This is a genomic window from Nocardia implantans (genome assembly GCF_035544775.1).
Classification (GTDB): Bacteria; Actinomycetota; Actinomycetes; order Mycobacteriales; family Mycobacteriaceae; genus Nocardia; species Nocardia implantans.
The window spans coordinates 418,219-432,958 of sequence record NZ_JAYKYQ010000003.1; the positions used below are offsets into that span (position 1 = coordinate 418,219).

At 70.2% G+C, this 14,740-nt stretch carries 6 protein-coding genes; 2 read left to right on the forward strand and 4 right to left on the reverse strand.

What is annotated here, in order from left to right; all coding sequences use genetic code 11:
* The first annotated feature begins 41 nt into the window (after nt 1-41).
* Complete coding sequence (locus U3653_RS09865; protein ID WP_195079297.1) at nt 42-689, forward strand: nitroreductase family protein; 648 nt, start codon at nt 42-44, stop codon at nt 687-689.
* Nucleotides 690-695: 6 nt separating this feature from the next.
* Here the strand turns inward: U3653_RS09865 and U3653_RS09870 are convergent, their stop codons facing one another.
* The 3 genes from U3653_RS09870 to U3653_RS09880 all read right to left on the reverse strand — a co-directional run bounded on the left by U3653_RS09870 (nt 696) and on the right by U3653_RS09880 (nt 4,076).
* Nucleotides 696-1,307, reverse strand: coding sequence for a TetR/AcrR family transcriptional regulator (locus U3653_RS09870; RefSeq protein ID WP_195079298.1), 612 nt, complete (start codon nt 1,305-1,307; stop codon nt 696-698).
* Nucleotides 1,304-2,935, reverse strand: a complete 1,632-nt coding sequence (locus tag U3653_RS09875) for an FAD-binding oxidoreductase (protein ID WP_195079299.1) — start codon at nt 2,933-2,935, stop codon at nt 1,304-1,306. The genes U3653_RS09870 and U3653_RS09875 overlap by 4 nt, the downstream gene beginning before the upstream one ends.
* A gap of 103 nt (nt 2,936-3,038) precedes the next feature.
* The gene (locus tag U3653_RS09880; RefSeq protein ID WP_195079300.1) at nt 3,039-4,076 is read right to left on the reverse strand and encodes a cupin domain-containing protein; all 1,038 of its coding nucleotides are present in this window, start codon (nt 4,074-4,076) and stop codon (nt 3,039-3,041) included.
* 363 nt (nt 4,077-4,439) lie between these two features.
* Between U3653_RS09880 and U3653_RS09885 the strand changes: the two genes are divergently transcribed.
* A complete protein-coding gene (locus tag U3653_RS09885) occupies nt 4,440-13,553 on the forward strand; it encodes a non-ribosomal peptide synthetase (protein ID WP_195079301.1) in 9,114 nt (3,037 codons plus the stop codon).
* On the opposite strand, the gene U3653_RS09890 is transcribed toward U3653_RS09885, so the two are convergent.
* Nucleotides 13,543-14,679: an NAD(P)/FAD-dependent oxidoreductase gene (locus U3653_RS09890; RefSeq protein ID WP_195079302.1), complete on the reverse strand. Its 1,137-nt coding sequence runs from the start codon at nt 14,677-14,679 to the stop codon at nt 13,543-13,545. The two genes, U3653_RS09885 and U3653_RS09890, sit on opposite strands and share 11 nt — an antisense overlap.
* Nucleotides 14,680-14,740 lie beyond the last annotated feature (61 nt).

Here is a 14,740-nt window from a genome sequence, read left to right on the forward strand (position 1 = left end):
CATCTGTCAGCAGACTATTTTCGAGAAGATGGATTGGCGTCATGTCGTTGCACCTTTCCGCGGACGAAGTACTGTCCACCACGCGCGCTGTGCGCAAACGTCTCGACTTCACCCGGCCGGTGCCGCGCGGGTTGATCGAGGAATGCGTCGACCTGGCGACCCAGGCGCCGACCGGACGCAACCGTCAGCGATGGCACTTCCTCGTCGTCACCGACGACGCGCGGCGCGCGGTGGTCGCCGACATCTTCCGCCGCGCCGTGCATGTCGCGGAGGGACAGCCGCTCACTCCCGCCGATGTGCGGCGCATGTCCGCTCATCCCGCGTCGATGCGACGCATCGGTGAAGGCTTCCAGCACCTGTACGACAACATCCATCGGGTGCCGGCCTTCGTGATTCCGGCCGTGGAAGGCCGCACCGACCGCGCCGGAGTGCTGGAACAGTCCATGACCTGGGGCTCCATCCTCCCCGCGGTCTGGAGTTTCATGCTCGCCGCCCGTGCCCGCGGGCTCGGCACGGTGTGGACCACCGCGCACGCGCCGCTGGAGCGAGAACTCGCCGACGCGCTCGGCGTGCCCTACGAGAAGATCATGCTGGCGGCGTTCCTCCCACTCGCCTTCACCGTCGGCACCGATTTCCGTCCCGCGAAACGTGTTGCCCGCGAAGAGGTCCTGCACTGGAACCAATGGTGAGCACGATCAGGTCCGCGGGGCGGCCGTCGCGCGGATCGTGGTGAACAGGCGCAGGCAGCGCCGGGTCATGTCCTCCGGTGTGTGGCCGGGGTGGTCGCTCCACCAGGAGATGGTGGTGGACACGACGCTGAACCAGAGCGCCAGCAGCAGGGAGTGATCGTCGGGGTCGGTGATGCCGGCGTCGGCCAGAACTTCCGAAACCCCGGCCGATCCCATGCCGTTCAAGGCGTCCTGATAGTGCCGGGCCACCGTGTGGGCCGCACTCGCACGCGGCAGTGTGGGGTCGTAGACGATCTTCCAGTTCTGCGTTCGACCATCGAGCGCGCGGAAGATCCCGGTCAGGGTCGCCAGCGCCCGGTCGTGCGCACCGCGCGCGGACTGCGCAGCCGCGACCGCGTCCACCAGTCCCTGCCCGGCGCGGTGTACGCAAGCCGCGTGCAGTCCGTCGCGGGAGCCGAAGTACGCGTATACGAGCGGCTTGGAAACGCCCGCCGCCGAGGCGATTTCGGCGACCGAAGCCTTGGCGTAGCCGCGTTCACCGAACTCGGTGGTGGCGATGTCGAGAATCTGCTCCTCGCGCCGCTCGCGCGGTACGCCCTTGGTGCCCGGCCTGCTCACCGGTCCTCCCCGACGGGCCGGTGCGCGATGGGGTCGATCAGCACGCCGGGATTGAGGATGCCCGCGGGGTCGAGCGCCGATTTGGCCGCCCGCAGCGCCGCGGCGAACGGGTCGGGGCGCTGGCGGTCGTACCAGGGGCGGTGGTCGCGGCCGACGGCGTGATGGTGGGTGATGGTCGCGCCGTTGCGGTGCAGCGCCTCCGATACGGCGGCCTTGATCTCGTCCCATTGTTCGACGGTCCGCCCCCATCGGCCCGCGGCGTAGATGCCGAAGTACGGCGCGGGCCCGTCCGGGTAGACATGGGTGAACCGGCAGGTGGACACCCCCGTCACACCGGCGGATCGGAACGCGGACGTGGTCGCTTCCTGCACGGCCGCCCGCAGGGCGTCGAAACGGTCCCAGGTGCACGCTGTTTCGAAGGTCTCCACGATCATGGATTGCGCGGCGAGCGCGTCGCGCTGGTAGGGCATGCGCAGGAACGCCGAGCGCCAGGTGTCGGCCGCGCCCGTGCGAACCGAGTCCTCCGCCGAATCGGTGGTGCGGACGCCGTCCGGAATCTCGCCGCCGTGCTCGCGGCAGATCTGCACCGCACGGCGCATCGGCTCGTCGACGGGATGGTCGGCGGACTCGAAGCCGAGGACGAGCACACCGCCCGCCGCGCCGGCGCCCGCGTTGAGGAACGCCTCCACCGGATCCAGCAATCGGCAGTTCGCCGGATACAACGCGGACTGGGCGATGGCGCGCGTCGCGGCCACGGCCGCTGCGAAGTCGCCGAACACCACCGAGGCTCCGGATCGCCAGCGCGGACGGTCCTGCACACGCATCCACGCCTCGGTGATGACGCCGAGCGCGCCCTCCGAGCCGAGGAACAACCGATCGGGTGAGGGACCGGCCCCCGACGCGGGCAGTCTGCGGGATTCGCTGATCCCCGCGGGCGTGACCACCCGCATCGACTCGACCATGTCGTCGATGTGGGTGTAGACGGTGGCGTAGTGGCCGCCCGCCCTGGTGGCCAGCCAGCCGCCGAGCGTGGAGAACTCGAACGACTGCGGGAAGTGCCGCAGCGTCAACCCGTCCGGTCGCAATGCCGCCTCCAGCGCCGGGCCGAGGATGCCCGCTTGGATCCGCGCCGCCCGGCTGGTGCGGTCGAGTTCCACGATTCGATTCAGTCGGCCGGTGTCCAGCGACACCGATCCGGCGTAGGCGTCGGCCTCGCGGAATTCGACACCACCCACCACCGATGTCCCGCCGCCGAACGGCACCACGGCGACGTCGGCGCTCGCGCACCAGTCCAGGATGTCGAGCACGTCTTGCTCGGTTCGTGGCCGCAACACCTGGTCGGGCACGTGGGCGAGACGGCCGAGCAGATTGCGCACCACATCGCGGAATGCCTGCCCGTGGCCGTGCGCGACCCGATCGCCGAGCTCGTCGGAAGCCAAGGGAGCAAGCGCGTCCGGGACCCGGACGCGAGGTGCGGGGACGCGCAACGACATCAGATCCGGCGCCTCGTGCACCGTCAACTCGGCCTCCGGCAGCAGCGCCGCCACGCGCCGGGTGAGGGTTTCCCGCTCGGCGCCGGTCACCGCGTCTTCCCGGTTGCCCCATCCCCACCACGATCTCGTCGCCACCGCATCGCTCCTCGCTGAATTGACTGGATGGTAAATTACCTGACGATCAATCGACGGGGAATGGTCGAGCGCAAGGTTGTGGGCGGCGGGTGCTCAGGCGTGATTACGGGGCGAGTGCGTTGTTGCGCGTGACGATCAACGGATCGGTCGGTGTGAAGGGCAGGTCGGGAAGTTCGTCGAGGGCGACGCCGAATGTCGCCGCGAGTACTTTCCGGGAGTACGCGCTCATCGAGGCGCGGTATCCGATGTCGGCGGGCGTGGGCTGGTCGAAGAAGATCAGCAAGTGGATCTCGGGGGAGTCGACGACTTCGATGTGGTGCGGGTAGGCGCGCGGGACGAAGTACACCTCGCCCTCGCGCACGGTGTAGGTGTCCAAGGCGCCGTCCGGGTCCATGATCGTCATTCGCGCCGAGCCGCGATGGACGTAACCCATTTCGGCGGTCACGGGGTGCCAATGCGGTTCGCGCATGCCGTCTTCGCGCACCCGCAGCGAGTACATCGAGATGTCGTGCAGTGCGGGCCAGAACTGGGCGCGGGCGGTGCGAGCCGACCCGACCGGCGAGTCCACCGGCGCGGGCATCGCCTCGATCGCGAAGTGGTGCGGGTCGCCGTAGTGGGCGGCGTGCGGGATGTCGGGCTCGCCCTCGCGTCGCACGACGAGCTTGGCGGTGGTGTCGCGCCGGATCCTGGCGAAGTCCGCGGCGGGCAGGTCGTAGGTGTTGCCGAGCACCGAATCGGTCATGGCGCCGAGGCTCGCGCTGAATCCGAAGTCCTCCGGTCGTTCGTGCCGGAAGGCGAGGATGAACTCGGCCTCGGTCTCGCCGACGTTCTCCACGTGATGCAGCGCGCCGGAGTCGATGTGGAACATCTCGCCCGCACTCACCAGGAACGACGAGAATCTGCTCGCGTCGTCCAGCACCGAGACCAGTGCCCGCCCCGCGGTGCAATAGGTCAGTTCGGTGGCGTTGGCGTGCCAGTGCGGTTCGCGGATCGCGCCCGGCGCGAGCGTGAGGCGTTTGATCGACAGCCCGCTGAGGATCGGGAAGTTGTCGGCGGTGAGCCGGGTGAGCGAGCCGAGTTCGCTGCGGTGGATCTGCTCGCCCTTCCGTAGGGAGGCGACATGGACGGATGGTGTCTGCACGGTTGCTCCTCGCTCGCGGTCGAAGGATCGGTTTCGCGCGATCGCGCCGTTCTGGGCGTGCGGCAGCCCTGGAGTATCGAGCCGACCGAGTCATAGCAGATGACGATGGAAAGTTATCTTCGCCACAAAAGACACTGCCTGTTCGCGCTGCCCAAACAAGTGTTTTTCACATCACACCATGTCATAGCCCAATCTCGCGCGGGGTAACCCTGAGACCTTTCACAACCTGGGCGCGCCGATCCGATCGGTCTTCGCTAAGGTCCGTTCTGCACGCTCGGGTCATGGTTCACGCATTTGAAGCGCCGCTTCTGGCTCCATAGCCAGAGCGGATGATGATCGACCAGAGAGTGAACTCGCCGCCGCATGACCCCGACACGCCGTTCCGCACGTCGCGCTCAGCACTCCCGAGCACGCAATCTCCTTTTCCCGCAATTGCTCACCGCGGCAGTCGACACGGCCTTCGACGCGGCGGCTGTCCGGTACAATCCGACGGGCGATCCTGCCGATCAGCGTGAGCTCAGCTACCGGGAACTGGACGAGATGTCCTCGCGATGGGCCCGCTACCTGATCGGGCTCGGGGTGGGACCGGGTGACTTCGTCGCGGTGGCCGTCACCCGCTCGATCGAGTCGGTGCTCGCGGTGTGGGCGGTCGCCAAGACCGGCGCCGCCTACGTGCCCGTCGATCCCTCCTATCCGGCGGACCGGGTCGGGCACATGATCGCCGACTGCGGCGCAGGCGTCGGCCTCACCACCTCGGCGCATCGCGCGGCGCTCACCGCGCCCGGCATGACGTGGATCGAACTCGATTCCGAAACCCACCTGGCAGAAGTCGCCGCCGAACCCGGCCACTCGATCTGCTACCTGGATCGGATTCGTCCCCTCACCGAGCAGCACCTCGCCTATCTGATCTACACCTCCGGCTCGACGGGCAAGCCGAAAGGCGTGGCGGTGACCCACGCCGGGCTGGCCGGGCTGGTCGAACACGAGCTCGCCGTCCGTGCGGTGACCCGGGCATCGCGAGTCTCGCATCTGTGCAGCCCGAGCTTCGACTTCTCGGTGATCGAGATGTTGCTGGCCTTCTCGGCGGGCGCGACGCTGGTCGTGGCGCCACCCACGGTGTTCGGCGGTGTCGAACTGGCGGATCTGCTGCGGCGCGAGCGGGTCACGCATCTGTGCATCACCCCCGCGGCACTGGAATCGATCGATCCGGCGGGGTTGGACGACCTCAGGGCTATCCTGTGCGGCGGCGAGCGCGTCGGCCCCGAGCTGGCCGCCCGGTGGGCGACCGGCGGCCGGTCCTTCTACATCGTCTACGGCCCGACCGAGACCACCATCTTCGCCACCGGCACCGAAGCGCTCGGTCCGGGCGACGCGACCCATATCGGCACTCCGGTACCGGGCCTGGGTGTGCATGTGCTGGACGGGCGGCTACGAATGGTGCCCACCGGCGTGATCGGGGAGCTGTATCTGTCCGGACCGGCGCTGGCGCAGGGCTACCTCGGACGCCCCGGAACGACCGCCGACAGGTTCGTCGCAAATCCGTTCGCCGCGACGCCCGGCTCCCGCATGTATCGCACCGGCGATCTGGTGCGGCGGAATTCGGCGGGACTCCTCGAACACCACGGACGGGTGGACTTCCAGGTCAAGATCCGCGGACTGAGGATCGAGCTCGGCGAGATCGACAACGCGCTGACCGCCCACCCCGACATCGACTATGCCGCGACCATCGGCACCACACTCCCGTCCGGCGCCACCGCGCTGGTCTCCTACGTATTACCGCGAGCGAAAGGGGCTCCCGACGGCGGCGAGCGGGTGCGGCTCGACACCGCCGAACTGGCCGATCTCCTGGCGAAAACCCTTCCGGCATACATGATTCCGGCCGCGATCACAGTGCTCGACGAACTGCCGCTCACGCCGGTCGGCAAACTGGATCGCGCCGCGCTGCCGGAGCCGGTGCTCGCCACCCGGCAGTTCCGTGCGCCCGCCACGCCGACCGAGCGGATGGTCGCCGACGTCTTCGCCGCGCTGCTCCTCCCGCCGGGCGAGTGCGGCCCCGCCCGGGTCGGCGCGAACGACGACTTCTTCGAACTGGGTGGCAATTCGCTGATCGCGACGCGGGCGGCGGCGCGGCTCGGCGCCGCGCTCGGCGTTCGTGTCCCGGTCACGCTGCTGTTCGAGGCCTCGGTGGTGGCGAGACTGGCCGAACGACTGAACGAACTGGGCCGAGTCGCTCATCCGGCGCCGCGACCGATGACGCGACCGGAGCGGGTGCCGCTGTCGTATGCCCAGCGACGGATGTGGTTCCTGAATCGCTTCGACCCGGCCGGAGCGAGCAACAACATCCCCTTGGCGGTGCGGTTGAGCGGACAGCTGGACGTGGACGCGCTGCGGGCGGCGATCCGGGATCTGGTCGAGCGGCACGAGGTGCTGCGCACCAGCTATCCGGAGTACGACGGGGCGGGCACCCAGCGCGTGCACGCCATCTCGGAGCCGGGCGCGGTGCCCGAGCTGAGGGTGCTCGACGTCGGCGAGGCCGAGATCCTCGAACGCACGGTGGCCGCGGTGGTCGACGGCTTCGACGTCACGGCCGCGCCGCCGATCCGGCTGCGTCTGCTGCGCTCGAGCGAGACCGAGCACGTGCTGGTCGGCGTGGTCCATCACATCGCCGCCGACGGTTCCTCGATGGGCCCGTTGACCGCCGACCTGATGAGCGCCTACTCGGCCCGGATCGCGGGCCGCGCTCCGGATTGGCAGCCGCTGCCCGTGCAGTACGCGGACTACGCGCTGTGGCAGCGCGAAACGCTCGGTGCGGAAAGCGATCCGGACTCGACACTGGCCCGTCAGATCGGCTTCTGGCGAGAGCGGCTGGCCGACCTGCCGGAACGACTGGACCTACCCGCCGACCGGCCGCGCCCCTCGGTGTTCTCCGGACGCGGCGCCACTCACGAATTCAAGATCGACGCGACGGTGCACGCCGCGCTGCAGCGGCTGGCGCACCGCCACGACGCGACACTGTTCATGGTCGCGCACGCCGCCTACGCGGTGCTGCTGGCCCGGCTGTCGAACACCCGTGACATCACCGTCGGCGCGCCGGTGGCCGGTCGCGGCGAGACCGCGGTGGACGGCCTGATCGGCATGTTCGTCAACACGCTCGCGCTGCGCACCGAAATCGACCCCGGCCACACCTTCGCCGAGTTGCTCGAGCAGGTACGCGGCCGCGACATCGAGGCGTTCGGCCATGCCGACGTGCCGTTCGAACGCCTGGTGGAGGTGCTGGACCCGGTGCGGTCGAGCGCGCACCACCCGCTGTTCCAGACCATGCTGACCTTCCAGAACTTCACCCCGACGGCGCTGGAACTGCCCGGCCTGCGAGTATCCCCGGTGGATTTCGCGCTGCCGCTGGCGAAATTCGACCTCGAGTTGACCATGGTTCCGCACGAGGACGAGCGGACGCCGCTGGGCATCTCGGCGGCGTTCACCTATTCCGCCGACCTGTTCGACGAGGCCACGGTGGCGGCATTCGCCCGGCGGCTGTGCGCGATCCTCGCGGCCGTCGCGGATTCGGCGGATCGGGCGATCGGGGAGATCGAACTGCTCGACCCCGTGGAGCGCACCACGATCCTGACTGGGTGGAACGACACCGGGCACCCGGTCGCCGCGGGCCTGGTGCTCGACGGGTACCGGCGTGCGGTGGCCCGGTATCCGGACGAGATCGCGGTCGTCCACGCGGACACGCGGCTGACCTACCGCGAGTTCGACCAGCGGGTCAACCGGCTCGCCCGGGTGCTCGTCGACCACGGCGTCGGCCCCGAAACCGTTGTTGCGCTGTCGGTCCGGCGATCGCTGGACCTCGTGACCGGCATGTACGCGATTCTCACCGCAGGCGGCGCGTACCTGCCGCTCGACCCGGATCACCCCGCCGAGCGGATCGCGCACGTGCTCGACCTCGCCCGACCGGTCTGCGTGCTCACCAGGTCCGCCGACGCGATTCCGCTGCCCGATCATGTCGCCGTCCTGCTTCTGGACGACCTCGGCGCGGATCAGCGCTCGGGCGCCGCCCTTGATCCTGGCGAACTTTCGGGGGCGGTGCGGCCGCAGCACCCCGCCTATGTGATCTTCACATCCGGTTCGACCGGACGTCCGAAAGGCGTGGTGGTCTCGCACGCCGCGATCGACAACCAGATCGAGTGGATGCTCCACCGGTACCCCCTGGGTCCGCGCGAGGTGTACCTGCAGAAGACCGCGGCCACCTTCGACGTCGCCTTGTGGGGCTACCTGATGCCGCTGCGCGCGGGCGCGAAACTCGTGCTCGCCGACCACGACGGGCACCGTGACGCGGACTACCTCGCCGCCACCGTCGCCGCGCACGGCGTCACGGTCACCGATTTCGTGCCCTCGATGCTCACCGAGTTCGCCGCGCACGCGACGCCGGAACGCCTTGCGACACTGCGAGATCTGTTCGTCATCGGGGAAGCGCTCGCGCCGGAGACCGTCCGGGCGGTCCGCGCGGTCACCGGCGCGCGGGTGCACAACCTGTACGGCCCCACGGAGGCGGCGGTCTCGGTGACGTACTGGCCCGCCGGAACAGGCGACGGCGCGACGCTGCCGATCGGCCGGCCGCAGTGGAACACGCAGGTATACGTGCTGGATTCGCGCCTGCGGCCGGTTCCGGCCGGGGTACCGGGCGAGCTGTACCTGGCCGGGGATCAGCTCGCCCGCGGTTACGTGCGGCAGGCGGCGCTGACCGCCGGCCGTTTCGTCGCCAACCCGTTCGAGCGCGGGAGGCGGATGTACCGCACCGGCGATCTGGCGCTCTGGCGCGCGCCGCGCGCCGACGAGCCCCAGCGCCTGGAATACCTCGGGCGCACCGACTTCCAGGTCAAATTCCGCGGCCAGCGCATCGAACTCGGTGAGATCGAGACCGCGTTGCTCGCGCAGCCGTCGGTGAGTCAAGCGGTCGCGGCGGTGGTGCCCTCGCCGTCGGGCGAGCGGCTGGCGGCCTATGTGGTCGCGCGACCGGGGCAGGTCGTCGATCGCGGCGAACTCGTGGCCGGGATGTCGGCGGTCCTGCCCGCCTACATGATCCCGTCCGCACTGGTGGAGCTGACCGCGCTGCCGCTGAACGCGAGCGGGAAACTCGATCGCTCGGCGCTGCCCGAGCCCGCGGTCGAGACCAAGGCGTTCCTGGCGGCGCGCACGCCCGTCGAACAAGCCGTCGCGCAGGTGTTCGCCGAGCTGCTCGGTGTCGAACGCGTGGGCATCGACGACGACTTCTTCGCGCTGGGCGGCAATTCGTTGATCGCGACCAGGGCCGTCGCGCGGGTGAACGAGGTGCTCGGATCGCGGGTCACCGTGCGGGAACTGTTCGAGGCGCCCGTGGTGAGCGCACTCGCCGCGAAGGTGGCCGCCGGTGGGGCAGGAAACGCTCGCGCGCCTTTGACGCGCTCGCCACGGCCGGATCGGATACCGCTGTCGCTCGCGCAGCAGCGGATGTGGTTGCTCAACCGGCTCGAGCCGGACTCGCCCGCCTACAACATGCCCTTCGCCGTCCGGCTGACCGGCGCCCTCGACCTGCCCGCGCTGCGCCACGCGATCGCCGACGTGATCGAACGGCACGAGGTGCTGCGCACCCGCTACCCGGTCGACGCCGACGGGCAGCCGTATCAAGAGGTCCTGCCGACCGGCGCGGCCCTTCCCGACGGCATCGCGATCGAACACGGAATCACCGACGTCGCGACCGTGGTGGCGGCGCTGATGTCCGCGGGCTTCGACGTGACCGCGGCCGCGCCCGTCCGGCTGCGGCTGTTCACCTCGGGCGAAGATCACCTGCTCGTCATCGTGACCCACCACATCGCCGCGGACGGGTCGTCGCTCGCGCCGCTGGCCCGCGACCTGGTGACCGCCTACGCGGCCCGGCGCGGCGGCGGCACGCCCGGCTGGTCGCCGCTGCCGGTGCAGTACGCCGATTACGCGATCTGGCAGCATGCCGCGATCGGATCCGATGACGACGAGAATTCCGTCGCGGCGCACCAATTGTCGTATTGGCGTGGGCAACTGGCCGGGCTCGCCGGACCGCTGGAACTGCCCACCGACCGCCCGCGGCCGTCGACGGTCTCGGCCCGCGGCGCGTCGACCGGCTGCACGATCCCGGCGCGGGTCGACGAGCGGCTGGCCGAGATCGCGCGTGAGCACAACGCGACGCCGTTCATGGTGTTGCACGCGGCGCTCGCCACGCTGATCGGGCGTCTGTGTGGGGGCACGGACGTCGTCATCGGCACCCCGGTGGCGGGGCGCGGTGAACGTGCGCTCGACGAGCTGGTCGGGATGTTCGTCAACACGTTGGCGCTGCGCGTCGACGTCGAGCCCGCCCTGACGTTCCACGATCTCGTCGAACGGTCCCGTGCGGCGGCTCTGTCGGCCTTCGCCAACGCGGATGTGCCCTTCGAGCGCGTGGTCGAGGAGGCCGACCCCGCGCGAACGGGCGCGCGCGCGTCGCTGTTCCCGGTGATGCTGTCGTTCCAGAACATCGAGCAGCCCGACCTGGAGTTGCCGGAGCTGACGGTCACCGCCGTGGACAACGGCGCGATCACGGCCAAATTCGACCTGCACGTGGTCGTCGAGCCACGCGTGCGCGGCGACGGCCGGACGGAATCGGCGGTGACCTTCACCTACGCCACCGACCTGTTCGACGAAGCGACCGTGCGCGCCTTCGCTCGCCGGTTCGAGCGCATCGTGTCCGCGGTCGCCGAAGATCCCTCGGTGCGGGTGTGGGACATCGACATCCTGGACGAGAGCGAACGCCGCCCGGCGGTCTCGCGGTCGCACGAGCCGCCGGCCGGGATCGCCCCCGCGCCGACCCTGCCCGAGCTGATCGCCGAGCGGGCTCGGCGCGCACCGGAGGCGCAGGCCGTGCGGTGCGGCGCCGCCACGCTGAGCTTCGGCGCGTTGCACCGGCAGGCGAATCGCGTCGCCCGCGCGCTGATCGCGGCCGGAGCCGGGCCGGAAACCGTTGTCGCCGTGGCTGTCGGGCGCACCGAACAGCTCCCGGTCGCGTTGCTCGGTGTGCTGGCCGCCGGTGCCGCGTACCTGCCCGTCGACCTCAGCTATCCGGCGCAGCGGCAGGCCTTCGTGCTCGCCGACGCGGCGCCGGTGTGCGTGCTGACCACCGCCGCCGAGCGGTCGGCCCTTCCGGACACCGCACTGCCCACCGTTCTGCTGGAGGAGGCGGCGGAGTTCTCCGACGATCCGATCACCGACGCCGACCGGGTTGCGCCGTTGCTGCCGGACAACCTCGCCTACGTCATCTACACCTCGGGGTCGACGGGCGTGCCGAAGGGCGTGGGCGTGACGCATCGCAATGCGGTGCGGTTGTTCGCCGAGGCGCAACCGCTGTTCGAATTCGGCGAGCGCGACGTCTGGACGTTGTTCCATTCCTTCGCGTTCGACTTCTCGGTGTGGGAACTGTGGGGCGCGCTGGTGACCGGCGGCACCGTCGTCGTGGTCGACTACGCGACATCGCGCTCACCGGAACTGTTGCGCGAGTTGCTGATTCGCGAGCGGGTGACGGTGCTGAACCAGACGCCGTCGGCGTTCTGCCAACTGATCGACGCCGACCGCGACGCCCCGGCCGGATCCGGTGAATTCGCGCTGCGGTATGTGATCTTCGGCGGTGAGGCGCTGGATCTGCGGCAGCTGCGACGCTGGCGCGAGGGCCATCCGGGGGACTCGCCGCGACTGGTCAACATGTACGGCATCACGGAGACCACCGTGCACGTCTCGTTCCTCGACGTCGGCGCGGAACTGACGGACAGCCCGGCCAGCCTGATCGGCCGCGCGTTGCCAGGGCTGGACACCCATGTGCTGGACATCCGCTTGCGACCGGCCCCGACCGGCACTCCCGGCGAGATCTATGTCGCCGGTGATCAGCTCGCCCGCGGCTACGCGGGACGGCCAGGACTCACCGCGACGCGCTTCGTCGCGAATCCGTTCGGACCGCCCGGCTCACGGATGTACCGCTCGGGTGACCTCGCGCGCTGGGGCCGCTTCGGCGGCGAGGCCGGGCTGGCCTACGCCGGCCGCGGCGACCAGCAGGTGCAGTTGCGGGGATTCCGGATCGAACTGGGGGAAATCGAAGCGGCGCTGGTGCGGTGCTCCGGTGTGCGTCAGGCCGTCGCGCTGGTCCGGACCGATCCCACGCTCGGCGATCAGCTCGTGGGCTACGTCCTGCCCGAGCCGGGTGCGCGGCCGGATCCGGCCGAGGTACGCGACCAGGTGGCCGCGTATCTGACCGGCTACATGGTGCCCGCCGCGATCGTCGTGATCGATGCTCTCCTGTTGACCCCCAACGGCAAGCTCGACAAGCGAGCGCTGCCCGCGCCGGTCTTCCGCGCCCGCGAGTTCCGCGCGGCCGTCACTCCCGTGGAAGCGACCGTCGCCGCCGCCTTCGCCGCGGTGCTCGGCGCCGAGCGCTTCGGCATGGACGACAACTTCTTCGAACAGGGCGGCAACTCCCTGCTCGCCGCGAAGCTGACCCTTCGGCTGTCCTCCGCGCTCGGCACGCGGATTCCGGTGATGCGGGTGTTCACCGCGCCCACCCCCGCGGAACTGGTCGCCGACCTGGCTCGCCGGGCGAGCGGCGAAGTCCAGACCGAGGCGGCCTTCGACCTGCTGCTGCCGCTGCGGCCGGGCGGTTCGGCCGCGCCGCTGTTCTGCGTGCATCCGGTGTCGGGAATCTCCTGGTCGTATGCCGGGCTCGCCGCCTACCTCGACCCGCAACGACCGCTCTATGGTCTGCAGACTCCCGTGCTGGCGAGCGACGCGGTCATGCCGGGTTCGATCGAGGAATGGGCCCGCCGCTACGTCGAGCTGATCCGCGCGAAACAGCCGACCGGTCCTTACCATCTGCTCGGTTGGTCCTTCGGCGGCGTCATCGCGCACGAGATGGCGGTCCAGCTGCAACGCGAAGGCGAGCGAGTCGCGCTGCTCGCGGTGATGGACAGCTACATGGCGGATCCGCCCGGCACGCCGCCGGGTGACGCGGGCCAGGTCCCGGTGGCCGAATTGATCGGCGGTCTGCTGGGCGAGCAGGCCGGCGATCTCGGCAGCGTCGCGGATGTGGACTGGGCCGCGCTGCCGGAGAGAATGGCCGGACTTCCGGAACCCTTCGCGTCGTTCGGCTCCGACCGCGTCACCCGGATCCTCGACGCGGCCGTGCACTCGGTCGCGCTGCGCGGCGCCTACGACCCGCCGGTCTACCGGGGCGACGTCATCTATTTCACCGCCGCGCTCGACGATCCGACCGGCTGTCTCGGTGCGTCGATCTGGAGCGAGGTGGTCGACGGACGCGTGCACAACCACCTGGTGCCGACGACGCATTGGCGGATGACCGTGGCATCCGGTCTGGCCGAGATCGCCAGGGTGCTGACCCGCGCCTGGCGGGCGGCAGAACCGGACGGGGACGAGCCGGTCAGCCGGTGAACCAGCGGCGCAGCCTGGCCTCGGCCGCGGCGGCCTTCTCCCGCGCGAGTTCCGCCGACGGCGCGGTGAACGGCGCGACCGGCGCGGGGCCGGAGAGGAAATCGGCCTCCACTTTGCCGACCAGCCCGCCGCCGAACTCGATGTGGCAGGTGCCACGCCCACGGTAGCGTTCCGGCGGAGCGAGGCCGTGCAACCGCGCCCCGATGGCCGCGGCGAGCGTGCCCGCGGCGTCCTCGGCGAACACACCCGCCCGGGGGACCGGTGCGTCGGCGCAGTCACCGAGCGCGTAGACGCCCGGATACGGCGTCTCGAGGGTGTGCGGGTCGACGGCGATCCAGCCGTCCGTCCCGCCCTCGGTGAGCCCCGACGCCGCGACGACCGCGGGCACCCGGTGCTTGGGGATTCCGATGAACAGGTCGTAGGGCACATCGCCGGTCTCGGTGAGCGCCATGCGCCGGGCCGGATCGAGCGCGTGCACCGCGCGCCCCGGCGCGTAGGCGATGCCACGCCCGGCCAGCGCTTCGACGATCGCGGCGGACGTGTCGGCCGACACCGGGATCGGTGCGTCCATCGGGGTGAGGAATCGCATGTCGGTGCGGCTCCTGACCCCGCGCCGGGCGAGCGTCTCGTGCAGGAGCATCGCGCCTTCGTACGGCGCGGGCGGGCACTTGAACGGAACACCGAGCACCGCCAGGACCACGGCCCCGCCGTCGAAGCGCGCGATGCGTTCGCGCAACCGGCGGGCGCCCTCGATCGAGTAGTACTCGTAGCCGTCTTCGGCGAAGCCGGGGGTCGCCCCGGGGTCGTAGTCGGCGCCCAGCGCGACGACGAGGATGTCGGGGTCGTAGACCGCCTGATCGGTGCGTACCCGGCGGGCCACCGGGTCGATCGCGGTGACCTCCTCCTGCCGGAATTCCACGCGCGGATGGGTGAAGCGGGAGTACGGCACCCGCGCGGTCTCCGGCGACAGGTCACGGAACAGGATGTCCAGTTTTGCGAAGCCGAAGGTGAACGAGTCGCTCCGGTCGATGACGACGACACGGAACTCGTCGGCCGGCGAATCCGACAGACGGGTGGCCAGCTCCAGCCCTCCGAACCCCGCACCGAGAATGAGTACGGTTCGCATACGCCGATTCTTCTCCTGCCTGCGCCGCCGAGTCGAGCGCTTGCGGTCCCCCCCGGCGACC